Source organism: Pseudomonas sp. 2822-15 (assembly GCF_002742515.1).
Taxonomy (GTDB): domain Bacteria; phylum Pseudomonadota; class Gammaproteobacteria; order Pseudomonadales; family Pseudomonadaceae; genus Aquipseudomonas; species Aquipseudomonas salomonii.
The window spans coordinates 421,042-445,177 of the sequence record NZ_LJRY01000170.1; the positions used below are offsets into that span (position 1 = coordinate 421,042).

At 61.2% G+C, this 24,136-nt stretch carries 25 protein-coding genes; 4 read left to right on the forward strand and 21 right to left on the reverse strand.

Annotation, left to right across the window (positions count from 1 at the left end; genetic code table 11):
• Nucleotides 1-14 precede the first annotated feature (14 nt).
• Entirely contained in the window at nucleotides 15-1,163 is a 1,149-nt protein-coding gene (locus AOA59_RS07960; RefSeq protein WP_099486743.1) for an acyl-CoA dehydrogenase family protein, read from the forward strand.
• Between the two features lie 110 nt (nucleotides 1,164-1,273).
• On the opposite strand, the gene AOA59_RS07965 is transcribed toward AOA59_RS07960, so the two are convergent.
• Together AOA59_RS07965 and fnr are read right to left on the reverse strand one after the other, a co-directional pair.
• Nucleotides 1,274-1,822, reverse strand: coding sequence for an adenine phosphoribosyltransferase (locus tag AOA59_RS07965; RefSeq protein ID WP_056861532.1), 549 nt, complete (start codon nucleotides 1,820-1,822; stop codon nucleotides 1,274-1,276).
• A gap of 81 nt (nucleotides 1,823-1,903) precedes the next feature.
• On the reverse strand, nucleotides 1,904-2,638 hold the full coding sequence (gene fnr, locus AOA59_RS07970; protein WP_056861531.1) for a fumarate/nitrate reduction transcriptional regulator Fnr: 735 nt from the start codon (nucleotides 2,636-2,638) through the stop codon (nucleotides 1,904-1,906).
• Between the two features lie 153 nt (nucleotides 2,639-2,791).
• Here fnr and AOA59_RS07975 point away from each other — a divergent pair, with 153 nt between their 5' ends.
• Entirely contained in the window at nucleotides 2,792-3,277 is a 486-nt protein-coding gene (locus tag AOA59_RS07975; protein WP_065929849.1) for a hypothetical protein, read from the forward strand.
• A gap of 6 nt (nucleotides 3,278-3,283) precedes the next feature.
• On the opposite strand, the gene hemN is transcribed toward AOA59_RS07975, so the two are convergent.
• The 16 genes from hemN to ccoN (AOA59_RS08055) all read right to left on the reverse strand — a co-directional run bounded on the left by hemN (nucleotide 3,284) and on the right by ccoN (AOA59_RS08055) (nucleotide 18,018).
• Nucleotides 3,284-4,666: an oxygen-independent coproporphyrinogen III oxidase gene (hemN, locus tag AOA59_RS07980; RefSeq protein WP_065929848.1), complete on the reverse strand. Its 1,383-nt coding sequence runs from the start codon at nucleotides 4,664-4,666 to the stop codon at nucleotides 3,284-3,286.
• Nucleotides 4,667-4,769: 103 nt separating this feature from the next.
• Nucleotides 4,770-5,453 carry a sulfite exporter TauE/SafE family protein gene (locus tag AOA59_RS07985; RefSeq protein WP_056861528.1) on the reverse strand — a complete coding sequence of 228 codons (684 nt, stop codon included), beginning with the start codon at nucleotides 5,451-5,453 and terminating at the stop codon, nucleotides 4,770-4,772.
• Nucleotides 5,446-5,658, reverse strand: coding sequence for a cbb3-type cytochrome oxidase assembly protein CcoS (gene ccoS, locus AOA59_RS07990; protein ID WP_017134806.1), 213 nt, complete (start codon nucleotides 5,656-5,658; stop codon nucleotides 5,446-5,448). The genes AOA59_RS07985 and ccoS overlap by 8 nt, the downstream gene beginning before the upstream one ends.
• Before the next feature lie 22 nt (nucleotides 5,659-5,680).
• A complete protein-coding gene (locus tag AOA59_RS07995; protein WP_099486745.1) occupies nucleotides 5,681-8,131 on the reverse strand; it encodes a heavy metal translocating P-type ATPase in 2,451 nt (816 codons plus the stop codon).
• 115 nt (nucleotides 8,132-8,246) lie between these two features.
• The gene (locus AOA59_RS08000; protein ID WP_056861526.1) at nucleotides 8,247-8,786 is read right to left on the reverse strand and encodes a FixH family protein; all 540 of its coding nucleotides are present in this window, start codon (nucleotides 8,784-8,786) and stop codon (nucleotides 8,247-8,249) included.
• Between the two features lie 18 nt (nucleotides 8,787-8,804).
• On the reverse strand, nucleotides 8,805-10,220 hold the full coding sequence (gene ccoG / locus AOA59_RS08005) for a cytochrome c oxidase accessory protein CcoG (RefSeq protein WP_099486747.1): 1,416 nt from the start codon (nucleotides 10,218-10,220) through the stop codon (nucleotides 8,805-8,807).
• A gap of 207 nt (nucleotides 10,221-10,427) precedes the next feature.
• Nucleotides 10,428-10,838 carry a type II toxin-antitoxin system VapC family toxin gene (locus tag AOA59_RS08010; protein WP_099486749.1) on the reverse strand — a complete coding sequence of 137 codons (411 nt, stop codon included), beginning with the start codon at nucleotides 10,836-10,838 and terminating at the stop codon, nucleotides 10,428-10,430.
• Nucleotides 10,838-11,092 (reverse strand): type II toxin-antitoxin system Phd/YefM family antitoxin, encoded by a 255-nt coding sequence (locus AOA59_RS08015; protein ID WP_099486751.1) that lies wholly within the window; start codon nucleotides 11,090-11,092, stop codon nucleotides 10,838-10,840. Before AOA59_RS08015 ends, AOA59_RS08010 begins: the two co-directional genes overlap by 1 nt.
• A gap of 153 nt (nucleotides 11,093-11,245) precedes the next feature.
• Nucleotides 11,246-12,223, reverse strand: coding sequence for a cytochrome-c oxidase, cbb3-type subunit III (gene ccoP, locus AOA59_RS08020; protein WP_069788030.1), 978 nt, complete (start codon nucleotides 12,221-12,223; stop codon nucleotides 11,246-11,248).
• On the reverse strand, nucleotides 12,220-12,405 hold the full coding sequence (locus tag AOA59_RS08025) for a CcoQ/FixQ family Cbb3-type cytochrome c oxidase assembly chaperone (RefSeq protein ID WP_005790274.1): 186 nt from the start codon (nucleotides 12,403-12,405) through the stop codon (nucleotides 12,220-12,222). Before AOA59_RS08025 ends, ccoP (AOA59_RS08020) begins: the two co-directional genes overlap by 4 nt.
• A 5-nt stretch (nucleotides 12,406-12,410) precedes the next feature.
• Nucleotides 12,411-13,019 carry a cytochrome-c oxidase, cbb3-type subunit II gene (ccoO, locus tag AOA59_RS08030; protein ID WP_056861521.1) on the reverse strand — a complete coding sequence of 203 codons (609 nt, stop codon included), beginning with the start codon at nucleotides 13,017-13,019 and terminating at the stop codon, nucleotides 12,411-12,413.
• A complete protein-coding gene (gene ccoN / locus AOA59_RS08035; protein ID WP_099486753.1) occupies nucleotides 13,019-14,461 on the reverse strand; it encodes a cytochrome-c oxidase, cbb3-type subunit I in 1,443 nt (480 codons plus the stop codon). Before ccoN (AOA59_RS08035) ends, ccoO (AOA59_RS08030) begins: the two co-directional genes overlap by 1 nt.
• Nucleotides 14,462-14,826: 365 nt before the next feature.
• A complete protein-coding gene (gene ccoP / locus AOA59_RS08040) occupies nucleotides 14,827-15,774 on the reverse strand; it encodes a cytochrome-c oxidase, cbb3-type subunit III (RefSeq protein ID WP_099486755.1) in 948 nt (315 codons plus the stop codon).
• Entirely contained in the window at nucleotides 15,771-15,971 is a 201-nt protein-coding gene (locus tag AOA59_RS08045; protein WP_056861518.1) for a cbb3-type cytochrome c oxidase subunit 3, read from the reverse strand. The genes ccoP (AOA59_RS08040) and AOA59_RS08045 overlap by 4 nt, the downstream gene beginning before the upstream one ends.
• A gap of 3 nt (nucleotides 15,972-15,974) precedes the next feature.
• Complete coding sequence (gene ccoO, locus AOA59_RS08050; protein ID WP_034108140.1) at nucleotides 15,975-16,583, reverse strand: cytochrome-c oxidase, cbb3-type subunit II; 609 nt, start codon at nucleotides 16,581-16,583, stop codon at nucleotides 15,975-15,977.
• A gap of 10 nt (nucleotides 16,584-16,593) precedes the next feature.
• Nucleotides 16,594-18,018: a cytochrome-c oxidase, cbb3-type subunit I gene (ccoN, locus tag AOA59_RS08055; RefSeq protein WP_065929839.1), complete on the reverse strand. Its 1,425-nt coding sequence runs from the start codon at nucleotides 18,016-18,018 to the stop codon at nucleotides 16,594-16,596.
• A 79-nt stretch (nucleotides 18,019-18,097) separates the two neighbouring features.
• Between ccoN (AOA59_RS08055) and AOA59_RS08060 the strand changes: the two genes are divergently transcribed.
• On the forward strand, nucleotides 18,098-18,790 hold the full coding sequence (locus AOA59_RS08060; protein ID WP_099486757.1) for an alpha/beta family hydrolase: 693 nt from the start codon (nucleotides 18,098-18,100) through the stop codon (nucleotides 18,788-18,790).
• Between the two features lie 84 nt (nucleotides 18,791-18,874).
• On the opposite strand, the gene AOA59_RS08065 is transcribed toward AOA59_RS08060, so the two are convergent.
• Nucleotides 18,875-20,440 (reverse strand): PAS domain-containing methyl-accepting chemotaxis protein, encoded by a 1,566-nt coding sequence (locus AOA59_RS08065; protein WP_099486758.1) that lies wholly within the window; start codon nucleotides 20,438-20,440, stop codon nucleotides 18,875-18,877.
• Nucleotides 20,441-20,513: 73 nt separating this feature from the next.
• On the reverse strand, nucleotides 20,514-21,305 hold the full coding sequence (locus tag AOA59_RS08070) for a CPBP family intramembrane glutamic endopeptidase (protein ID WP_099486760.1): 792 nt from the start codon (nucleotides 21,303-21,305) through the stop codon (nucleotides 20,514-20,516).
• Between the two features lie 419 nt (nucleotides 21,306-21,724).
• Between AOA59_RS08070 and AOA59_RS08075 the strand changes: the two genes are divergently transcribed.
• Nucleotides 21,725-22,585, forward strand: a complete 861-nt coding sequence (locus tag AOA59_RS08075) for a DMT family transporter (RefSeq protein WP_099486762.1) — start codon at nucleotides 21,725-21,727, stop codon at nucleotides 22,583-22,585.
• 66 nt (nucleotides 22,586-22,651) lie between these two features.
• Here AOA59_RS08075 and AOA59_RS08080 read toward each other — a convergent pair whose 3' ends face one another.
• Nucleotides 22,652-24,055: an FAD/NAD(P)-binding protein gene (locus AOA59_RS08080; RefSeq protein WP_065929834.1), complete on the reverse strand. Its 1,404-nt coding sequence runs from the start codon at nucleotides 24,053-24,055 to the stop codon at nucleotides 22,652-22,654.
• Nucleotides 24,056-24,136 lie beyond the last annotated feature (81 nt).

Sequence of the window (24,136 nt, forward strand, 5' to 3'; positions counted from 1 at the left end):
CGTGGAGCTTGCCGATGTCTGCCTATCAGGACTACTTCGACCCCGGCCACCAATTGGTCCGCGACAGCGTGCGCCGTTTTGTCGAGCGCGAGATGTTGCCGGGCATCGAGCAATGGGAGGAAGCCGAGGGCTTTCCTCGCGAGCTGTACCTCAAGGCGGGCGCGGCGGGGATTCTGGGCATCGGCTACCCCGAAAGCCTGGGCGGCAGCCACGAAGGCGACCTGTTCGCCAAGGTCGCCGCCAGCGAAGAGTTGATGCGTTGCGGTTCGGGTGGCGTGGTCGCAGGCCTGGGCTCGCTGGATATCGGCCTGCCGCCTGTCGTCAAATGGGCTCGGCCGCAGCTACGTGAGCGGGTTGCGCCTCACGTGCTGGCCGGTGAAAAGATCATCGCCCTGGCCGTCACCGAACCCGGTGGCGGCTCCGATGTGGCCAACCTGCAAACCCGCGCTGTTCGAGATGGCGACTTTTATCGCGTCAGCGGCAGCAAAACCTTTATCACCAGCGGTATCCGCGCCGACTTCTATACAGTCGCCGTACGCACCGGCGGGCCGGGCTTCGGCGGCATCAGCCTGTTGCTGATCGAAAAACACACGCCAGGTTTCACCGTCGGCCAACCGTTGAAGAAAATGGGCTGGTGGGCGTCGGACACGGCTGAGCTGTTCTTCGACGACTGCCGAGTACCCGCAGGCAACTTGATCGGCGTCGAGAACATGGGCTTTGCCTGCATCATGGGCAATTTCCAGAGCGAACGCCTGGCGCTGGCGCTGATGGCGAACATGACCGCGCAGTTGGCCCTGGAAGAAAGCCTCAAGTGGGCGAGCCAGCGCGAAGCCTTCGGCAAACCTATCGGCAAATTCCAGGTGCTCAAGCATCGGCTGGCGGAAATGGCCACCGCAGTGGAAGTCTCCCGCGAGTTCACCTATCGCCAGGCGGCGAAGATGGCGGCCGGCAAGAGTGTGATCAAGGAGATTTCCATGGCCAAGAACCTGGCCACTGATACGGCGGATCGGGTGACCTATGACGCGGTGCAGATATTGGGTGGGCAGGGCTATATGCGTGGCAGCCTGGTGGAGCGGTTGTATCGGGATAACCGCATTCTGTCGATTGGCGGGGGCACGCGTGAGGTGATGAACGAGATCATCAGCAAGCAGATGGGGTTGTGATGTGGGGTGTCCTTGAGAGCCTCTTCGCGAGCAAGCCCGCTCCCACACTTGGAATGCATTTCAAAATGTGGGAGCGGGCTTGCCCGCGATGAGGCCAGTCCAGGCAGCGATTAAACTTCGGTCAACCCAAACTGCGTCAGGCAAAACGTCGCAATCCCCATATCCTGCAGGCGTTGCGAGCCACCCAGCTCCGGCAGATCAATGATCGCCGCCGCTTCGAAGATTTTCGCGCCCATACGCCGCACCAGGTTTGCCGCGGCAATCAAGGTGCCGCCGGTAGCGATCAGGTCATCGAACATCAGCACCGAGTCGCCGTCGCACAGGCTGTCGGCGTGCACTTCGAGGAAGGCCTCGCCGTATTCGGTCTGGTAACCCTCGGCCAGCACGTCAGCCGGCAGCTTGCCCTGTTTGCGGAACAGGATCAGCGGTTTGTTCAACTGGTAGGCGATGATCGAGCCGATCAGGAAGCCACGGGCATCCATCGCGCCGATGTGGGTAAAGTCGGCCTCGACGTAACGCTGGGCAAAGCTGTCGGCCACCAGGCGCAGGGCGCGGGGCGATTGGAACAACGGGGTAATGTCACGAAAGATCACCCCAGGCTTGGGGAAGTCGATGACGGGGCGGATCAGGGATTTGATGTCGAACGAATCGAAGGTCATCGTCGAAGAGTCCTGGGAGCGGAAAACGGACTCGAAGTATACCTACGGCCTTGCCGATTGGCGCGGCCGCAAGCGTGCGCTTCAGACTTCCAGCGAGCCCCCGGCCAGCGCGCAGAGCTGGATCGGGTCGAGGATATGCACTTCCTTGCCTTCGGCGGCAATCAGCTCGTTTTGCTGGAAACGGGTAAACACGCGGGACACGGTTTCCACCGCCAGGCCCAGGTAATTGCCGATTTCATTGCGCGACATGCTCAGGCGGAACTGGTTGGCCGAAAACCCTCGGGCACGGAAGCGCGCCGACAGGTTGACCAAAAACGTGGCGATGCGCTCGTCGGCGGTTTTCTTCGACAGCAGCAACATCATCTGTTGGTCGTCACGGATCTCGCGGCTCATCACCCGCATCAACTGGCGGCGCAGTTGCGGCAGCTGCAGGGCCAGTTCATCCAGGCGCTCGAAAGGGATTTCGCACACCGAGGTCGTCTCCAGGGCCTGGGCCGACACCGGGTGAATCTCGGTGTCCATGCCAGACAACCCGACCAGCTCGCTGGGCAGGTGGAAGCCGGTGATCTGCTCCTCGCCGCCGTCGCTCAGGCTGAAGGTCTTCAGCGCGCCCGAACGTACTGCGTAGACAGAATCGAATTTGTCACCCTGGCGAAACAGAAACTCGCCTTTTTTCAACGGGCGACCGCGTTTAACGATTTCGTCCAGCGCTTCCATGTCTTCCAAATTCAACGAAAGTGGCAGGCAGAGGGGGGCCAGGCTGCAATCCTTGCAGTGAGCCTGGCTGTGAGCGCGCAGTTTAACTGGCTCGGACATTTCTTAAATCCTTGTGGGAAAACACACATAAGACGTAAGGGTAACGCACCGAGGGTGGCTGAGGCCAGCGTGTACAAAAAAGCAGCAACGGTATAAAGCTCTTTGTATCGGTGCCGATACACAGGTGTCTCTCTATGAGCTGGAGCTCAGATCATGTCAGTCAGCACTGTCTCAAACCCATCGATCAACGTTGCAGCGGTATCGGTCTGGAAGGCCGCCGATGCGGCCAAGGATAAAGACGCCGCGCCCAAGGCCGCCACCGAGGACAAACCCGCTGAACCTAATGCGGCTGAAGGTGTGAAGGTGGTCATTTCCGGCGCGGGGATGGGCATGGCTTCGGCTGAGAAATCCTCCAATAGCGATATTGACGAGAGCAGCCTGAGTGATAGTGCCAAGACCCTGCTCAAAATGATCCGCGAGCTGAAAAAACAACTGGCCGAGAAGATGGCCGAACTGTCTGCGGCCATGGCGGACACCTCCCTGACGCCAGAGGCGCAGCGCGCCCGTGTCGCCAACATACAGGGCGACGTGGCGATGTTGCAGGCAGCTCTGGTGACGGCCCAGACGCAACTGGGCAAGGTCTTGAAGTCGGAACCGCCTCAGGCTCAGATGGAAGCCATGAGCCTGATGGCGAAATAAAGCCCTTTAGATCACCCGCGAGAATCGTTGCCTGTTCTGGTGCTCCAGGTAGGCATCGAACACCATGCACACCGAGCGCACCAGCAAGCGCCCGGCCGGTAACACGCGAATGCCGTGGGCATCCAGTTCGATCAGGCCGTCGGCAGCCATTGTCTCCAGCTGTGGCCATAGTTCGTCGAAATAGCCGCGAAAATCTATGTTGAAAGCCTGTTCGATCCGCTCGAATGCCAGGCTGAAGTTGCAGATCAACTGCTGAATCACTTCCCGGCGCAAACGATCATCCGTGGTGCAGACCAGGCCACGGCTGGTGGCCAGTTGCGCCCCGGCGAGGGCGTTCTGGTAGTGATTGAGGTCACTGCTGTTCTGGCAATACAGGTCGCCGATCTGGCTGATCGCTGAAACCCCCAGCCCAATCAAATCGCAATGCCCGTGGGTGGTGTAGCCCTGGAAGTTACGCTGCAGCGTGCCTTCTTCCTGGGCCACGGCCAGTTCGTCATCCGGCAGGGCAAAGTGGTCCATGCCGATGTAGCGGTAGCCGGCACGGGTCAACTGTTCGATGGTGGTTTGCAGCATCAGCAGTTTTTCGGATGGGGAGGGCAGGTCGTCGGTGTTGATGCGCCGCTGCGGCATAAAGCGCTCGGGCAGGTGCGCGTAGTTGAATACCGACAGGCGATCCGGTTGCAGGTTAATCACTTCTTCGACGGTGCGCGCAAAATTCAGCGGCGTTTGCTTGGGCAGGCCGTAGATCAGGTCGATATTGATCGAGCGAAATTGCAAGGTGCGCGCCGCATCGATGACTGCACGGGTTTCTTCCAGGCTTTGCAGGCGGTTGACCGCACGCTGCACCTCGGGGTCCAGATCCTGCAGGCCGATGCTTACGCGGTTAAAGCCCAGTTCGCGCAGCAACCCCATGGTCGCCCAGTCGGCTTCACGTGGGTCGATCTCGATGCCATAGTCACCGGAATCATCATCGAGCAAGTTGAAGTGCTGGCGCAGGCGCGTCATCACCTGGCGCAGTTCGTCGTGGCTGAGAAAGGTCGGGGTGCCGCCGCCGAAGTGCAGTTGCTCCACGGGCTGTTTCGGGTCGAGGTGGCAGGCCACCAGCTGGATTTCCTGTTCCAGGCGTTGCAGGTAGGCCTGGGCACGGCCACGGTCCTTGGTGATGACCTTGTTGCAGGCGCAGTAGTAGCAGATGTTTGCGCAAAACGGCACATGCACATACAGCGACAAGGGCCGCACGGCCTTGCGGCTGTCACGCAAGGCGTGGAGCAGGTCGAAGGTGCCGACCTGGCTGTCGAATTGTACGGCGGTGGGGTAGGAGGTGTAGCGCGGCCCCGCCAAGTCGTAGCGGTGAATCAGATCTGTGTCCCAACGAATGGCGTCGAGCATGCGGGCGGTCCCCCGGATTGGCTAGTGGGCCGAGTCTAGGGGCGCGCCGCAGGTGCCATCTTGATTTGCATCAACGGGGAGCGGCGCTATGCCACATGGCGATTTAATGGCCCATTAGCCAGTGTTGATGCGGGCCTGGCAGCGTCCAAACCCCAAACACAATCACCAGCATGCCACCGGCCACACGCACGCTGCGTTTGCGCAGCAGCGCCGTGACGCGTTCTGCCGCCAAGCCGGTGGCCAGTAGTACGGGCCAAGTTCCAAGCCCGAAGGCCAGCATCAGCAAAGCACTGTCCAGCGCATTACCCTGGCTCGCCGCCCACAACAGCGTGCTGTAGACCAAACCGCATGGCAACCAGCCCCACAGCGCGCCCAGCAGTAATGCGCGTGGCAGGCTGGACACCGGCAGCAAACGGTTGGCGACCGGCTGTATAGAGCGCCACAGGCCGCGCCCCAGGCTTTCGATGCGGGTGAGGCCGCTCCACCAGCCCGCCAGGTACAAGCCCATGCTGATCAGCAGCAACCCGGCGAGCACGCGCATGAACATCGCCGCCGGGCTGTTGGCCACTGCCCACCCGGCCAGGCCGATCAGTAACCCGGCGGCGGCGTAGCTGAGGATGCGCCCCAGGTTGTAGGCGAGCAGCAGGCGAAAACGGCGGCTGCGTTGTTCTTTGGGGATTGCCAGGGTCAGCGCGCCCATCAGCCCGCCGCACATGCCCAGGCAATGGCCGCCGCCCAGTAGCCCGAGGATCAAGGCAGAAACCAGCAGTGGCGCCAGCTCAAGCATGGGGTGGGTCTTTGGGCGGTTGTTCGGCCCGGTTGGCTTCGTCGACGCCCGCCAGGTGGTTCGGGTCCTGGTCGTCGAACAGCACGCTGTGGGCCGGGCCGTCGAGGTCGTCGTACTGACCGCTGTCCACCGCCCAGAAGAAAATGTAAATGGCCACGCCGACTAACAGCAGCGCCGCCGGAATCATCACGTAAAGAGCTGGCATCGGTACTCCAGGCCCACGCGGCTCAAGCCGGCAGCGGGCGGGTTACTAGGGTGGCGCTGTTTACTTGCGGGCTCGGCAGGCGAGTCAGGCGCAAGGCGTTGAGCACCACGGTCAACGAGCTGAGCGACATGCCGATCGCGGCCCAGATCGGCGTGATCCAGCCGAGAGCGGCAAACGGCAGCATAAGGCTATTGTACAACCCGGCCCACAGCAGGTTTTCGATGATTACCCGCCGTGTACGTCGCGCCAGGGTAAACGCCTGCACCAGCGCGTCGAGGCGGTTGGACAGCAGCACGGCATCGGCGCTGGTTTTTGCCAGGTCGGTGGCCGAGCCCATCGCCACGCTGATATCGGCGGCGGCGAGCACGGGCACATCGTTGACGCCGTCGCCGAGCATCAACACTTTGCGGCCTTGCAGGTGCAGCTGTTGCAGCACCTGCAGTTTGTCGTCGGGGCGCAAGCCGCCTTTGGCCTCGTCGATCCCCAGCTCCAGCGCCACACTGGCGACCATCGGCGAGCTGTCGCCCGACAGGAGCAGCGTGCGCCAGCCTCGCGCTTTGCACGCGGCCAGCAGGGCGGGCGCATCGCTGCGCAGGCGGTCATCGAGCACGAACCAGGCGAGGGCGCCTTCATGATCGCCCAGCAGCAACCATTGGCCTGCTTCGTCCGGCGAGGCGGGAATCGCGCAGCCGCTCAATTGGCAGACAAAACCCGGTTGGCCGATGCGTAATTGACGCTCGCCCACGCGACCTTCCAGGCCTAAGCCGGGAAAGCTCAGGACTTCCTCGGCAGCCAGCGGCGCACGCCCGAAGGCGCGGGCAATCGGGTGTTCGGAGCGGTTTTCCAGCGCGGCGGCAAGGCCCAGGCAGTCATCGCTGTTCAACGAGCTTAGAGGACGGATGGCACGCAGGGCCAGGCGGCCTTCGGTGAGGGTGCCGGTTTTGTCGAAAATCACTGTGTCGATCTGGTTCAGGCCTTCCAGCACATGGCCGCGGGTCAGCAGCAACCCGAGTGTGTGCAGTGTGCCGGTGGCGGCGGTGAGCGCGGTCGGTGTGGCCAGGGACAACGCGCAGGGGCAGGTCGCCACCAGCATCGCCAGCACAATCCAGAACGCCCGTGATGCGTCCAGCTCCCACCACAGCAGGCCGATCAGCGCGGCCGCGATCAGCGAGCCCAACAGGAACCACTGCGCAGCGCGGTCGGCGATTTGCGCCAGGCGCGGTTTCTCGGCCTGGGCGCGTTCCAGCAGGCGCACGATGGCGGACAGGCGGGTGTCATGGCCCAAGGCGCGCACCTCGACGGTCAGCGCCCCTTCGACGTTGAGTGTGCCGGCGGTGACCGTATCGCCGACGTTGCGCGGCTGCGGCAGGTACTCGCCGGTGAGCAGGGACTCGTCAATGCTCGACTGGCCGTCGAGAATCACTCCATCGGCCGCCAGCACGGCACCTGGGTGCACCAGCACGCGGTCGCCCACGGCCAGTTCGCTGAGCAGGATGCGCTCGCTCTGACCGTCATCTTTAAGCCGTAGGCACGAAGCAGGCAGCAGGTTGACCAGCTGCGCGGTGGCGGCGGCGGTGCGTTCCCGCGCCCGGCGTTCCAGATAGCGCCCGGCAAGCAGGAACAGCGCGAACATGCCCACCGCGTCGAAGTACAACTCGCCAGTGCCGGTAATGGCGGTCCAGATGCCCGCCAGGTACGCCCCGCCAATCGCCAGGGACACCGACACATCCATGGTCAGATGGCGCGTGCGCAGGTCGCGCAGTGCACCTTTAAAGAACGGCGCACAGCTGTAGAACACGATGGGTGTGGTCAGAAACATCGCTACCCAGCGCAGGATCACGTGCAGCTCCGGGCTCAGGTCGATATTGAATTCCGGCCAGGTGGCCATGGTCGCCATCATTGCCTGGAACCACAGCAGCCCCGCCACGCCCAGTTGGCGCAAGGCTCGGCGGTTTTCGCTGGCCAATTGCTCGGCGGCGCGATCGGCCTGGTAAGGGTGGGCGGCATAGCCGATATGGCGCAGTTCGCTTAGCACCTGGCTCAGCGGCAATTGGCCGTCGGCCCAGCGCACGTGCAGGCGGTGGTTGGACAGGTTCAGTCGCGCCTCGGCCACCGCGGGCAGGCTGCGCAGGTGTTTCTCGATCAGCCAGCCACAGGCGGCGCAGCTGATGCCTTCCATCAACAGGGTGGCTTCGGCCAGATCGCCCTCGTGACGCACAAAGGGTTTTTGCACGTCGGCGCGGTCGTACAGCGCCAGTTCGTCGACCAGTTGCACCGGTAGCGCCTCGGGGTTGGCCGAGGCTTCGCTGCGGTGTTGGTAATAGCTTTCCAGCCCACCGGCCACAATCGCTTCGGCCACCGCCTGGCAGCCTGGGCAGCACAGTTCGCGGCGCGCGCCGAGGATGTCGGCAGTAAACCGGCTGCCGGGCGGGACGGGCAGGGCGCAGTGGTAGCAGGGGGTTGGGCTGGTCATGGTGTGAAATCTATATCGGCTGGGAGGGCCTCATCGCGGGCAAGCCCGGCTCCCACAGGAGACCGCGATCCACTGTGGGAGCGGGCTTGCCCGCGATGCGCGAAGCGCAAGGGTTTTACTTTTTCAGGTCTTCGGCACCCTGCAACGGCTCATCGCCCAACAGCAAGTCCTTGTCGTGGCTGACCTCTTCTTCTTCGAACAGGCGCCAGGTCTTGTCGCCTTCCACGCCGAGCAGTTCCACAAAGCGCCGGCCCTCTACCTTGTCGGTGACCTGGCCGATGTAGCGGCCGGGCTCGCTGTCGCTGCGGGTCAGGTTGATCTTGCGATCCTTTTCCGGCTGGGTCGGGGAAATCAGGTTCAGCTCTAGGGTATTGGGGTTGCTGTAGCCGGTCAGTTGCAGCTCGACTTCACCGGTGAGTTCGTCCAGGTGCAGCTTGCCGCGCAATTGCAGGGTCTGGGCCAGTCGCTCACGGTCCAGGGAGCGGTTGATGCCTTTGCCGGCCTCGTAGTAATTGTCGTTGACCAGGTTGTCCGGGTTCTTCACCGCAATGGTCACCATGGACAAGGTCAAGGTCACCGAGCAGGCCAGGATCCCGATGATGATCCAGGGCCAGAGGTGCTTGTACCAAGGGCTTGCGGCAGTAGCTGCGGGCATTGTTGTGCTCTCTTTTAATTAGCGGACTTGTGGGCCGATGAATCGGCTCTTGGCTTCAATGTGGACGCTGTCGTCATCGGCATCCTTGAGGATGAATTTCACCTCGTTGGTGCTCGACGGCAGTTGCTCAGGGGCGCTGGACAGCTCTACCGGCATGCTGAAGATTTCCCCGGCGGCGACCTTGATCTCGCGGCGGCCTTGCAGCTTGAGGTCGGGCAGGCCCGAGGCGTCGAGCACGTAGGTGTGGTCGCGCTGGTCCTTGTTCATGATCTTCAGGCTGTAGACGTTTTCGATGCGGCCTTCGGCGTTTTCGCGGTACAGCACGCGGTCCTTGCTGACGTCGAAGCCCACCAGCGAGCGCATGAAAAATGCACCGGCCAACAGGCCGATCATCGCCAGCAGCACCAAGGCATAACCGATCAGGCGCGGGCGCAGCTTATGGGTTTTCTGCCCGGACAGGTTGTGCTCGGTGGTGTAGCTGATCAGGCCGCGTGGGTAGTCCATTTTGTCCATGATGTTGTCGCAGGCGTCGATACAGGCGGCGCAACCGATGCACTCGATTTGCAGGCCATCGCGAATGTCGATGCCGGTGGGGCACACCTGCACGCACATGGTGCAGTCGATGCAATCGCCCAGGCCCTGGGCTTTGTAGTCGACCCCTTTTTTACGTGGGCCACGTACTTCGCCACGGCGCGGGTCGTAGGACACGATCAGGGTGTCTTTGTCGAACATCACACTCTGGAAGCGCGCGTACGGGCACATGTAGATGCACACCTGTTCGCGCAACCAGCCGGCGTTTCCGTAGGTCGCCAGGGTGAAAAAGCCGACCCAGAAATACGACCAGCCATCGGCCTGGCCGGTGAAGAAGTCGAACACCAGTTCGCGAATGGGCGAGAAGTAGCCGACGAAGGTCATGCCGGTGGCGAAGCCGATCAACAGCCACAGCGTGTGCTTGCTGAACTTGCGCAGGAATTTGTTCGCGCCCATGGGCGCTTTGTCGAGCTTGATGCGCTGGTTGCGGTCGCCTTCGGTGACCTTTTCGCACCACATGAAGATCCACGTCCATACGCTTTGCGGGCAGGTATAACCGCACCACACGCGCCCGGCGTACACGGTGATAAAGAACAGGCCGAACGCGGCAACGATCAGGATGCCTGACAGCAGGATGAAATCCTGAGGCCAGAAGGTCGCGCCGAAAATGAAGAATTTGCGTTCCGGCAGGTTCCACCACACGGCCTGGTGGCCACCCCAGTTCAGCCACACGGTGCCGAAGTAGAGCAGGAACAAACCGGCGCCACCGAGCATACGCAAGTTGCGGAACAGGCCGGTGAAGGCGCGGGTGTAGATTTTCTCGCGCGAGGCGTAGAGGTCGACAGTGCTGCTGGCGTTTTTGGCAGGCGGGGTAACGTCATGTACCGGTATCTGGTTGCTCATCATTGCATCCCACGGCGGTGGAGATTTGCCTCGGCCAGTACGTGCCAACCGGGGTCAAAAATAGGCTGTTGCAGTGGCGTAATGATACGCCTGCGATGCTGCTCAACGGGTGCGACCTTTGGTCGCGTTGGGGGAAATCAATTGATGGTATATGTGATCTGGATCAATTGACTTGGCAAGTATGGACGTTTTTTGCCGGTAGGCAGGTCATTCGTCCCATGGGTTAAGCAATGGAACCGCGCTGGACTTGAAGTCACTGACGTTGCGCGTCACCACGGTTAGCCCGTGCACCAGAGCAGTTGCGGCGATCAACGCGTCACTTTCGTTGGCCTGGTCCGGCACATGCAGATGGGCACAACGCAGCGCAACGGCGGCATCAACCGGCAGTATCCTGGCATCGAACGCTGGCATCACATGGCGTTTGAGCCATGTACGCAACACTTTCCCTTGGGCCGGGTCGCGGCGTTCCATGCGCAGTACACCGGTTTCCAATTCCTTCAGGGTAATGGCCGAGATGAACATGCGCGCAGCGATAATACTTTTTGCCCAGGCCACCACTCTAGCGTCGGCCTGGGGTTTGCGAAGTTCGGAGATTACGTCGGTGTCGAGTAGATACATCAAGAGAGGTCCACAGGTCGCTGGGTGATCACGGCACGTTCGGTTTCGAAGTCGATTTCGGCCGCTTCCGGCATCACCAGCAGGTCAACGATGTTGACGTTCAAACCTGTCAGTTTCTGGTAGTCCTCAATGCTTAGCAGTACATGGGCAGGCTTGCCGCGATCGGTGATAAAAACCGGGCCTTTACTGGCGGCTTTTTTGGCACCACTTGTGTCTTGATTGAATTCACGGCTGGAAATGGTGGTGATGGTCATGGGGTATTCCCCTTTGGCGGACTTGATGTAGTAACGTTACTACTTTGCGGCGGCGCGCTGCAAGTGCGATGTTCCGAATGGTCATGCGCTGCAATCGCCGCAGCCCGGCAACGAAAAAGCCCCGCACTGCGGGGCTTTTTCGTTGCCGGGAGCTTACTGCTCCTCAGCCTGCTTATCCCCATGGGACAGGCTGTAAACATACGCCGCCAGCAAATGCACCTTGTCATTGCCTTGCAGCAATTCCTGCGCCGGCATCTGGCCTTGACGGCCATAACGAATGGTCTGTTGCAATTGTGCGAAGCTCGAACCGTAGATGAATGCACCCGGGTGGGTCAGGTCCGGCGCGCCCATTGCTGGCGTGCCTTTACCGGCCGGGCCGTGGCAGGCCACGCAGTTGGCGGCGAAGAGTTTCGCGCCGTTGGCCACGTCGGCCTTGGCGCCTTCCGGCAGTTTGCGGCCATCGAGATTGGTCACCACAAAGCCCGCCACGTCGGCCACGCCTTGCTCGCCAATGACCTCGGCCCAGGCCGGCATCACCGCGTGGCGGCCTTTCATGATGGTTTCCTTGATGGTGGCCGGCTCGCCGCCCCAGCGCCAATCGGCGTCGGTCAGGTTGGGGAAACCATAGGCACCCTTGGCGTCGGAGCCGTGGCACACCGAGCAGTTGGAGGCGAACAAACGGCCGCCCATCTTCAAGGCTTGCGGGTCTTTGGCGACTTCTTCAATCGGCATCGCGGCGAATTTGGCGAAGATCGGACCGAACTTGGCGTCCGACTTGGCCATCTCCTTTTCCCATTCGTGCACGCCGGTCCAGCCGGTCTGGCCGTTGGCGAAGGGGGTTTGCTTGTCATTGTCGAGGTAGTTGTAGCCCGGCAGCAGGCCTTTCCAGTTGCCCAGGCCGGGGTACAGCGCCAGGTAGCCAAGGGCAAAGATGATGGTGCCGACAAACAGCATGAACCACCATTTTGGCAGCGGGTTGTCGTACTCCTCGATGCCGTCGAACGAGTGGCCGACGGTCTCGTCCGTCTGCTCGGTGCGCTGGCCCTTGCGGGTCGACAGCAGCAGCCAGGTCAGGGCGAAAATGGTACCCAGACTGAGGACTGTGACGTACAGACTCCAGAACGTAGTCATTCTTTGTTACTCCTAGAAGCTTGCTCGACGTGCTTGATGGCCTCGGGATCATCTGCAAAGGGCAGCATGGTCGCGTCGTCAAACTCCGACTTGCGGCGCGGGCTGAACACCCACAGCGCCAGGCCGACAAAGGCCACCATCACCACAACGGTGCCCAGGCCACGAATCATCCCGATATCCATGAAGATCACCGTTTGCTTTTGATGATGGTGCCAAGGCCCTGCAGGTAGGCCACCAATGCGTCCATTTCGGTCTTGCCCTTCACGGCAGCGGCGGCACCGGCGATGTCTTCATCGGTGTAGGGCACGCCCAGGGTGCGCAGGACTTCGAGCTTCTTGGCGGTGTCCTTGCCGTCGAGCTTGTTTTCCACCAGGAACGGGTACGCCGGCATTTTCGACTCAGGCACCACGTTGCGCGGGTTGTACAAGTGCGCGCGCTGCCAGTCATCGGAGTAACGCCCGCCGACACGGGCCAGGTCCGGGCCGGTACGTTTGGAGCCCCACAGGAACGGGTGGTCCCACACGCTTTCACCGGCCACCGAGTAGTGGCCGTAGCGTTCGGTTTCGGCACGGAACGGGCGGATCATCTGCGAGTGGCAGCCTACGCAGCCGTTGGCGATGTAGACGTCGCGGCCTTCGACTTCAAGGGCGGTGCGCGGCTTCATGCCCTCGACCGGCTTGTTGGTCACGTCCTGGAAAAACAGCGGAACGATCTGGGTCAGGCCGCCGATACTCACGGCGATGACCATGAAGAAGGCCAGCAGGCCGATATTCTTCTCGACTACTTCATGCTTCATCAGTGAGCTCCCACAACGGCGATCTTGGCGGCGGCTTCGGCTTCTGCCGGGTCGGCGGCACGCACGGTGCGCCAGACGTTGTAGGCCATCAGGAACATGCCGGAGGCAAAGAATGCACCGCCCAGGGCGCGCACGATGTAACCCGGGTGGCTGGCTTGCAGCGCTTCGACGAAGGAGTAGGTGAGGGTGCCGTCATCGTTGATGGCACGCCACATCAGGCCCTGGGTGATGCCGTTGACCCACATCGAGGCGATGTAGAGCACGGTACCGATGGTCGCCAGCCAGAAGTGCGCGTTGATCAGGCCAACGCTGTGCATCTGTGGGCGGCCGAACAGTTTGGGGATCATGTGGTACAGCGCGCCGATGGAAATCATCGCTACCCAGCCGAGGGCGCCGGCGTGTACGTGGCCGATGGTCCAGTCGGTGTAGTGGGACAGCGAGTTGACCGTCTTGATGGCCATCATCGGGCCTTCGAAGGTCGACATGCCGTAGAACGCCAGCGATACCACCAGAAAGCGCAGGATCGGGTCGGTGCGCAATTTATGCCAGGCGCCCGACAGCGTCATCATGCCGTTGATCATGCCGCCCCAGCTTGGGGCCAGCAGGATGATCGACATGGCCATGCCCAACGATTGCGCCCAGTCCGGCAGTGCGGTGTAGTGCAGGTGGTGGGGGCCGGCCCAGATGTACAGGGTGATCAGCGCCCAGAAGTGCACGATGGACAGGCGATAGGAGTAGATCGGGCGTTCGGCCTGCTTGGGCACGAAGTAGTACATCATCCCCAGGAAACCGGTGGTGAGGAAGAACCCCACGGCGTTGTGGCCGTACCACCACTGGATCATTGCGTCGGTTGCCCCTGCATAGGCCGAGTAGGACTTGAACCAGCTCACCGGCAAGGAGGCGTGGTTGACGATGTGCAGCATCGCCGTCACCAGGATGAAGGCGCCGTAGAACCAGTTGCCCACATAGATGTGCTTGGTCTTGCGCTTGACGATGGTGCCGAAGAACACCACGGCGTAGGTCACCCAGACGATGGCGAGCAAAATCGCGATCGGCCATTCCAGCTCGGCGTATTCCTTGGTGGTGGTGTAGCCCAGCGGCAGGGTGATGATGGCGCCGAGGATCACGGCTTGCCAGCCCCAGAAGGTGAAGGCGGCGAGGCCATCGGAGATCAGTCGCGTCTGGCAGGTTCGCTGCACGACATAGTAGGAAGTGGCAAATAACGCACAACCACCGAAGGCGAAAATCACCAGGTTGGTGTGCAGCGGGCGCAGGCGGCCGAAGGTCGTCCATGGCAAACCGAAATTCAATTCCGGCCACACCAGTTGCGAGGCGATAAACACCCCGAGCCCCATGCCAAGGATCCCCCAGACCACCGTCATGATGGCGAACTGGCGGACGACCTTATAGTTATAAGCAGTCGGACTGATTGCTGTGCTCATTCTAAGGTTCCACGGTTTAGGTTTTTTTATAGGTAAAATCGGCCGCAAGTATGTAGAAAGCGAGGGGCCATTGCAACGCAATGACTGACCTGTATCAATGCGTTCCGAGCCAGATTCTGCGCCCTTTCCATGTTTTACGTAGGGACAAAATCGGAAATGGAAAGCTGATCGAGTGGACAGGAATTTTAAGGGGCGCAACGAATACCGTCGCGTAGGCCAGGATTGGTCCACTGTGGGAACAAGCGTAGACCCGAAAGTGAGGAGGGGAAAGTTGGACTTGGGAAGGGTGCGACACTTGGCCGCGTAATGTCGAGAACGAACGCTGAACCTGTGACGAGGGAGCAGGCTCCCTCGCCACAGGTCAGTTACTCAGGTTGGCTTTCTGGCGTTGCGCCATCAGCCGTATGGGACAAGCTGTACACATAGGCCGCCAGCAGGTGCACCTTGTCATTGCCTTGCAGTACATCCTGCGCCGGCATCTGGCCTTGGCGACCGTGGCGGATGGTCTGCTGCAACTGGGCCAGGCTGGTGCCGTAGATGAAACCGGCAGGCTCGGTCAGGTTCGGCGCACCCATGGCTTCCATGCCGTGGCCTTGTGGGCCGTGGCACGCCACGCAGGTGGTGTTGAACGCGGCTTGACCGGCCACCAGGTCGGCGCTGTTGTCGGCCGGCAACGGCAGCTTGGCCAAGTCATGCCGCACATAGGCGGCGACATTCTTCACGCCGTCCTCACCGAGGATTTCACCCCAGGCCGGCATCGCCGCATGGCGCCCGCTCATGATCGTCGCCTTGATTGCTTCAGCCGAGCCGCCCCAGCGCCAGAGGTTGTCCGCCAGGTTCGGGAAACCATACGCGCCCTTGGCATCCGAGCCGTGACACACCGCGCAGTTGGAGGCGAACAGGCGCCCACCCATTTTCAGCGCTTGCGGGTCTTTGGCCACTTCTTCCACCGGCATGGCCGAGAATTTGGCGAAGATCGGCCCGAACCTGGCATCAGCCTTGGCCATTTCCTTGTCCCATTCCTTGGTCTGGGTCCAGCCGTCTTCATAGCCCGGCAACACGCCTTTCCAGTTGCCCAGGCCCGGGTAGAGGATCAGGTAGCCGACCGCAAACACCAGGGTGCCGGCGAACAACATGAACCACCACTGGGGCAGCGGGTTGTCGTATTCCTCGATGCCGTCGAAGGCATGGCCCATGGTCTGGTCAACGCTGCCTTTGGTTTCGCCCTTGCGGGTGCCGACCAACAGCCAGGTCAGCCCGATCAGGCTGCCGAGGGTCAATACGCAGATCCATGTACTCCAAAAGGTAGTCATGGCTGGGTGCTCCTTGTTGCAGGCTCTTCTTGAGCGTCGGACGGGGAGGGTTCATCGGCAAACGGCAGCAGGCGGGCCTGCTCGAAGTCCGCGTTGCGCCGGTTGTTGAACACCCACAGCGACAGGCCGATAAAGGCGATGGCGACCACCAGCGTGCCAAGGCCGCGGATGGTGCCCGCATCGAATTCAAATCCCATGGCTCACCTCTTGCTCTTGATGGCAGTGCCGAGCACTTGCAGGTACGAAACCAGCGCGTCCATCTCGGTCTTGCCCTTGAGGCTGGCGACGGCGCCACTGATGTCGTCGTCGGTGTACGGCACGCCGAGGGTGCGCATCACCTTCAACTTGGTCTCGGTATGGCTGCTGTCGACTTGGGCTGTAACCAGCCACGGGTAGGCCGGCATTTTTGACTCCGGTACCACGTTGCGCGGGTTGTACAAGTGCGCGCGGTGCCAGTCGTCCGAGTAGCGTGCGCCGACGCGTGCCAGGTCCGGCCCGGTGCGCTTGGAGCCCCACAGGAATGGGTGGTCCCACACGCTTTCACCGGCTACCGAGTAGTGGCCGTAGCGCTCGGTTTCGGCGCGGAACGGGCGGATCATCTGCGAGTGGCACTGCACACAGCCTTCGCGGATGTAGATATCGCGACCTTCCAGTTGCAGTGCGGTGTAGGGCTTCATGCCTTCCACCGGTTTGTTGGTGACGTCCTGGAAGAACAGCGGGACGATCTGGGTCAGGCCGCCGATGCTCACGGCAAGCACCATGAGCAGCATCAACAGGCCGACGTTCTTTTCAATCGTTTCGTGTTTCATCATCGACTCCTCAGGCCATCTGCGCCGCAGCGGTGACTTCGGCAGGTTGCGCCGAGCGCACGGTGCGCCAGGTGTTGTAAGCCATCAGCAACATGCCGCTGAGGAAGATCGCACCGCCCACCAACCGCACGATGAAGCCAGGGTGGCTGGCCACCAGGGTTTCGACGAAGGAGTAGGTCAAGGTGCCGTCTTCGTTGACCGCACGCCACATCAGGCCCTGGGCAATGCCGTTGACCCACATCGAAGCGATGTAGAGCACGGTGCCGATGGTGGCCAGCCAGAAGTGCGCGTTGATCAGGCCAAGGCTGTACATCTGCTCGCGGCCGAAGATTTTCGGAATCATGTGGTACAGCGCGCCGATGGAAATCATCGCCACCCAGCCGAGGGCGCCGGCGTGTACGTGGCCGATGGTCCAGTCGGTGTAGTGGGAGAGGGCGTTGACCGTCTTGATGGCCATCATCGGCCCTTCGAAGGTCGACATGCCGTAGAAGGCCAGAGAGACCACGAGGAAGCGCAGAATCGGGTCGCTGCGCAACTTATGCCAGGCGCCCGAGAGGGTCATCATGCCGTTGATCATGCCGCCCCAGCTGGGTGCCAGCAGTACCAGCGACATCACCATGCCCAGCGACTGTGCCCAGTCCGGCAGCGCGGTGTAGTGCAAGTGGTGGGGGCCGGCCCAGATGTACAGGGTGATCAGCGCCCAGAAGTGCACGATGGACAAACGATAGGAGTACACCGGACGCTCGGCCTGCTTGGGCACGAAGTAATACATCATCCCCAGGAAGCCGGCGGTGAGGAAAAAGCCCACGGCGTTATGCCCATACCACCACTGCACCATGGCATCCGTCGCACCGCCGTAGAGGGAGTAGGACTTGGTCAGGCTGACCGGGATTTCCAGGTTGTTGACGATATGCAGGATGGCCACGGTGATGATGAACGCACCGAAGAACCAGTTGCCCACGTAGATGTGCTTGGTGTTGCGCTTCATCACCGTGCCGAAGAACACGATGGCGTAGGCCACCCAGACAATGGTGATGAGGATGTCGATCGGCCATTCCAGCTCGGCGTATTCCTTGGAGCTGGTGTAACCCAGCGGCAAGGTGATCGCCGCCAGGAGGATGACCAACTGCCAGCCCCAGAAGCAGAACGCGGCGATTTTTGGCGCGAACAGCTGCGTCTGGCAGGTACGCTGCACCGAGTAGAACGAGCTGGCGAACAGCGCGCAGCCACCAAAGGCGAAAATGACTGCGTTTGTATGCAATGGACGCAGTCTTCCGAAGCTGGTCCAGGGCAAATCGAAATTGAGTGCAGGCCAAACCAATTGGGCGGCGAGAAAAACCCCGAGCCCCATGCCGACGATGCCCCACACCACCGTCATAATGGCGAATTGGCGGACCACCTTGTAGTTATAGGCGGTACTTAAAGTAGTGTTCATGGTTCCCCATCCACGGTTCAACCCAAGCAAATGCGGCACTTGGGCTGGAGTTATAGGCAGACTAAAAAGCGAGGCAAGCATGGGCAAAGAGCACAAGGCCAGTATTGACGGGGATCAATGGGCGCAGTGTGTGCGCGAGCGAGGCTGGTTGTGGGATGCCGCGACCGTGGCTATCGCACGCAAACCTGTGACGCTGATCCTGGCCCACGGCGCCGGTGCACCGATGGACTCATCCTTCATGAACGACATGGCTGCACGCCTTGCCGGGCATGGTGTGAACGTGTTGCGCTTCGAGTTCCCGTACATGGCTCAACGCCGCGTGGACGGCGGTAAACGCCCGCCGAACCCGGCGCCGAAACTGCTCGAATGCTGGCGTGAGGTGTATGCCGAGGTGCGACGTCATGTCGCTGGGAAGCTGGCGGTTGGCGGCAAGTCCATGGGCGGGCGCATGGCCAGTTTGTTGGCAGATGAGTTGGGGGCTGACGGGCTGGTGTGTTTGGGTTATCCGTTTTATGCGGTGGGCAAGCCGGAAAAACCTCGGGTCGAACATCTGGCCGGGTTGAAGGTGCCGACGTTGATTGTGCAGGGCGAGCGCGATGCGCTGGGCAATCGGGCGACGGTGGAGGGGTATGTGTTATCGCCGAGCATCGACGTGATGTGGCTGGTGGCGGGGGATCATGATTTGAAGCCGTTGAAGGCTTCGGGGTTTAGTCATGAGCAGCATTTGGAGGCGGCTGCGGTGAAAGTGGCTGATTTTTTGGGCGGCTGTTAGGGGCCCATCGCAGGCAAGCCAGCTCCCACATTTTGAATTGTGAATACCTTCAAATGTGGGAGCTGGCTTGCCTGCGATAGCGATTTACCGGTTAAAACGCTCTACCAGCGAATACTGGGTATTGGCCGTATGCGTGAGCTCTTCACTCAATTGCGCCGAGTTCATGGCCTGCTCCGAGGTCTGGTCCGCCAACAGCGCAATCGTGCTGATGTTGCGGCTGATCTCTTCGGCCACTGCGCTTTGCTCTTCGGTCGCGGCGGCAATCTGCGTGGTCATGTCAGTGATATTGGCCACCGCCTCACTGATGCCCACCAACGCCTGATCCGCCTCCATCACCCGCGCCACACCTTCTTCAGCCTGGCGATGCCCGGCGTCCATGGTTTGCACGGCCGCCGCTGCGGTGTGTTGCAGCTTGGCGATCAGCGTATGGATCTGCCCGGTGGACTCGGCGGTGCGCTGCGCCAGTTGGCGAACTTCGTCAGCCACCACCGCAAAACCTCGGCCCATCTCACCGGCGCGCGCCGCTTCGATGGCCGCGTTCAGTGCCAGCAGGTTGGTCTGGTCGGCAATGCCTTTGATCACATCGACCACGCCGCCGATTTCATCGCTGTCCTTGGCCAGTTGGGTGACGGTCACACCTGTCTCGCCCACGGCCACCGACAGGCGCTGGATCGCCTCGCGGGTTTCCCCGGCGATGTCGCGGCCGCGACCGGTCAGGCGATTGGCTTCCTGGGTGGCGTCCGCCGTGCGCTGTACATGGCTGGCGACTTCCTGAGTGGTCGCTGCCATCTGGTTGACCGCCGTGGCCACCTGCTCGGTTTCCACGCGCTGGCGTTCCAGGCCGCTGGAGCTGTTATGCGCCAGGGTGTTGGACCGCGCCGCTTGGTCGTTGAGGTGCTCGGCCGTGTCCTGCAAACGTGTCAGACAGGTCTTCAAGCGCGCTTCCTGGCTGAGAATCGACATCTCCAGCCGCGCCTGGGCGCCCCGGCTGTCGGTGTACATCTGCGCGATCAGCGGGTCAGACGTGGTTTGTTCGGCCAAACGCAGCAAACGCTTGAGACCGCGCTGCTGCCAACTCAGGCCCAACAGACCCAGTGGCACCGACAGGCCCGCCGCCAGGGCAAAGCCCCAGTGGGAGTTGAGCGATGCACCGATCATGAAGCTCAGCTGGCTGACCAGGATAAACGGCAGCCAGTCCTGCAACACCGGCAGCCACTTGTCGCGCTGCGGTACGGCCGACTTGCCCTGGTTGATGCGTTGATAGAGCGCTTCGGCCCGGCGGATCTGCTCGGCGGTGGGCTTGATGCGCACCGATTCGTAGCCGATCACCTGGTTGCCATCGAAGACCGGTGTCACATAGGCGTTAACCCAGTAGTGATCGCCGGTCTTGCAGCGGTTCTTGACGATGCCCATCCATGGCAAGCCTTGTTTGAGCGTGGACCACATGTGCGCGAACACCGCAGGCGGAACATCCGGGTGACGCACCAGGTTGTGCGGCGCTCGGACCAGTTCGTCGCGGGTGAACCCACTGATTTCGACAAAAGCGTCGTTGCAGTAGGTAATGACCCCTTTGGCATCCGTGGTGGAGATCAACCGTTGCTGAGCGGGGAAGGTACGTTCGCGCTGGGTAACGGGTTGGTTATTACGCATGGTTGTTCAATCCGCAAGGCTTTCAGGGGTTATCGGCGCTTGCGGGCTTTTATTTAACTTATTTTTGCAATAATCAGCCGGCCAGCATCGGGTAGGTGAACAGCCCGAAGTGAAGCAGGTTCAGCCCGAAGTGCGTGGCAATTGCCGCGCCCAACCCGCCAAAGCGATAAGCCAGGCCATAACCGACCCCGGCGATGCTTGCCAGCAATACCCAGTGCCAACCTGCGCCCAGGTGCACCAAACCAAATAACAGCGAGGCCAGCAGCAGCGCCACATGCTCGCCGTAAGGCAGGTGTTTGAAGCGCTCGCTCAGGCCGCCCTGGATATAGCCACGAAACAGCGCCTCTTCAACCAGGGTCACCAGCAGCAGGTTGTTCAATACCCACAACCACGCCTGTTCCGGCCATTTGGGCGCCCAACTGATCATCCCCAGCAACATTGCGCCGCCCAATGCTGCGACTGCCGTCAGGGTCAAGGCCAGCGCCGTGACGCAGATCGACAGGCGCAATGACCTGCGTGCCACGATCCAGGGGCAGGCCAGCAGCAGCCAGAAGCCGATCAACGGTTTGTCCTGGTTGAGGTACATCGAGAAGGGCACCGAATCAGGCGTAAAGCGTTGAGGCGCGATACCACGGCCGTTGTAGAAGCCTGGCAGCCAATGCATCGCCAGACCCAGCGCCAGCACGATAAACAGGCCGTGCCCGACGTAACGCGCCCACGGGTTGCGTTGCTGGCGCACGGCGTAACCTGCGATCAGCAACATGACCACGGAGACCGCCGCCAGCATGCCCAGTTGCCCGTAGGTCAGGGCCAGTACATAGCCAATGGAAAGCAGCACGAGGTACAGCCAGGGCAGAGCAAACATGTGAAATCCTTGAAAAAAACCGGCCAGCATTATAACGACCGGTTTTCGTTGCAGGCATGAAAACTCTGCCACGCAAACGCTTGGGTGAAATGATTGCAAAACCGGTTGGCGGCTGGTTATAGTTCCCGGGTCTTTATCCATTCAAAAAGATCAGCACATGCCAGCTTCCCAGCGCATAGCGGTAGTCGATTCAGCGGTCAACGCTGTGGTCGTGCCGTGTGGGAACAAGCAGCCTGCGCAGATCAGTCACTACCCCCCGCCTGTCAGTAGCACGCCGGTGTACGCAGTCGTATCACCGCCGGGTGTTGGCATTTCGGGCTGATCAGCGAATCGCTGTTCCCGTCTGCCCGCCTGAAAAAAACCATTGAATCTCAGCGTCTGCTGAATCGGCTTTTTTTGCCTGATGACAGGTGGTAACCATGTCTGTTTTTTCGAAACAATCCGTGGCCGCGGCGGCCTCGACGAGCCTGTTTGTCCTGCTGTGGAGCAGCGGGGCGATTTTCTCCAAGTGGGGCCTGGCCCATGCTTCGCCCTTTGCCTTCTTATTGATCCGTTTTGCCATCGCCCTGGCGGGCCTGGTGATCCTGGTGCCGATCCTCAAGCTGAAACTGCCGCGCCCCGGCAAACCCATGCTGTACGTGGCGGCGACCGGCCTGGTGTTGTTGGGGGCGTATCAGATTTTCTACCTGCTGGCGCTGGACCTCAAAGTCACGCCAGGGATGATGGCCACCATCATGGGCGTGCAGCCGATCCTCACGGTGGTACTGATGGAGCGTCAGCGCTCGCTAAGCCGGTTGTTCGGCCTGGGGCTGGGGTTGGCGGGGTTGATCATGGTGGTCTATCAGGGCATCGGGCTGTCGCGTATGTCCCTGGCCGGGATGCTGTTCGGCTTGCTGGCGCTGGCCAGCATGACGCTCGGTTCGATCATGCAAAAACGTATCACCGACAACCCGTTGGGCACGCTGCCGGTGCAGTACGTGGCGGGGCTGCTGCTGTGCGCGGTGTTTGTGCCGTTCCAGCCGTTCCACTTTGAGCAAAGCGCCAGCTTTTATCTGCCGGTGCTGTGGATGGGGCTGGTGGTGTCCTTGCTGGCGACGCTGCTGCTGTATCGACTGATCGCGCGTGGCAATCTGGTGAATGTCACCAGCCTGTTTTACCTGGTACCGGCGGTAACGGCAGTGATGGATTACCTGATTTTTGGCAATCGGCTGGCGTTGTTGAGCGTGCTGGGGATGGGGTTGATCATTGTCGGGTTGGGGTTTGTGTTTCGCAGAAGCTGAGCCGGACACTGACCATTGAATCGGTGCTGGCGGGGCTCGCCAAAACGAGCCCCGGCAGCGCGCGATTCATGCTCGGCTGAGGGGCGTGGCCAAAGTCTGTGCCATCTGCTTCACGTACTCGCGCAGTTCCGGGACGGCGGTGGCCTCCCAGTCGCGCGCCTGGAGGAAGGGGCCGACGTAATACAGCCAGTCTGACGGTGCTGCATGGCAATCAAGCAGCGCGCCGGACGGTGCGATAGCCATGCCGGTGCCGAGCGCGTCAGGCACCAGCAGGCCATCAGCCCGCAGGGACTTGAGCAGCGGGTCGTCCAATTGACGCAGGTCCAGTGCTGGCGTTGTGCAATTGATCACCGCTTTGACTTCCAGCTGTTCTTCGACGCGGGTACCACGACGGCGTACGCAAACGCTCACGCTGCCTGGGTTTGAGGTGTAGCCGACGATGCGACCGGCCATCAGCTTGAGTTTGCCACTGGCCAGTTCCTCCTGCATGCGTGCCCCCGGTTGTGGGGCGCAACGATGGCGATGGGCATCCCAGTAGGGGCGTACATGTCGCAGGAAACGCAGGCGTTCATTAAGTGGCAAGGCGTGCCACAGTTGCCGGGTGGCAGATCTCAGCCCGCCGATGATATCTCGCCAGTCTCCGCCCGCTTGCGCATGCTGGCGAATCGCATCACGCACTGCGCGTACGTAGTGACGCACCCTGCAATCGCTGAGCATGTGCTGTGCCAGCCCTTCGTCGTAGTCGGGGTGCGCGTTCAGTTCGCGGTGGGGCTGTGGCAGCAGACCACGGCGTGACACGGCTTGAATAGAGCCGGTGTGCCCGCGGTCGCGCAGGTCGAGTACCACATCCAGCATCGTCAGCCCGCTACCGATCAGGAAGACCGGGTCGTTCGTGCCGATACGATCGAGTGCGCCGGGCTGCCATGGGTCGTGTACATAGCCTGGGCTTTCATAGAACGGTCGATATTCGGGAGCAATGGATGGCGCTTGGCGCGCACAACTGCCAATGCTCAAAACGATGGCGTCGGCCCGGTAATGTTCGCCGTTATCCATCAACAGCAGGCCACCCTGAGCATTTGGCTGAGGGATTATCTTGACCACTTCCCCAATCACTTCCTGCAACTGGCAACCGGGCGCCGCGTTGTCGGACGCCTGTTGCAGCAGTGCTTGCAAGTAATCACCGTAAAGGCGTCGCTGCGCAAAGAGCGCGGGAGTAGCGTCGGGATGGCTGCGTTTTATGTAGTCATAAAAGCTATCGTCTTCGCCGGCCAGCGCATTCATCCTGCCGGCCGGCACGTTAAGTACGTGCGCGCGTGCCTGCGTGCTGTAGGCGATACCCCGAGCCATGCTGCCTGGCCGGCTGATCAGCAGGATTTTCAGCGGTGTGGCCGGCGGGTGGCGCAGCAAATGCACAGCCAGCGTCGAACCGCAGAAGCCTGCGCCGATAATCGCGAGGGTCTTGGTAATCATTCCAGCTCCAGTTTCAACGCGGCTCATATTTTATTTGACAAAGTAGTTCTAATACTCTTTTGAGTTGTGTAGCGTCGACCG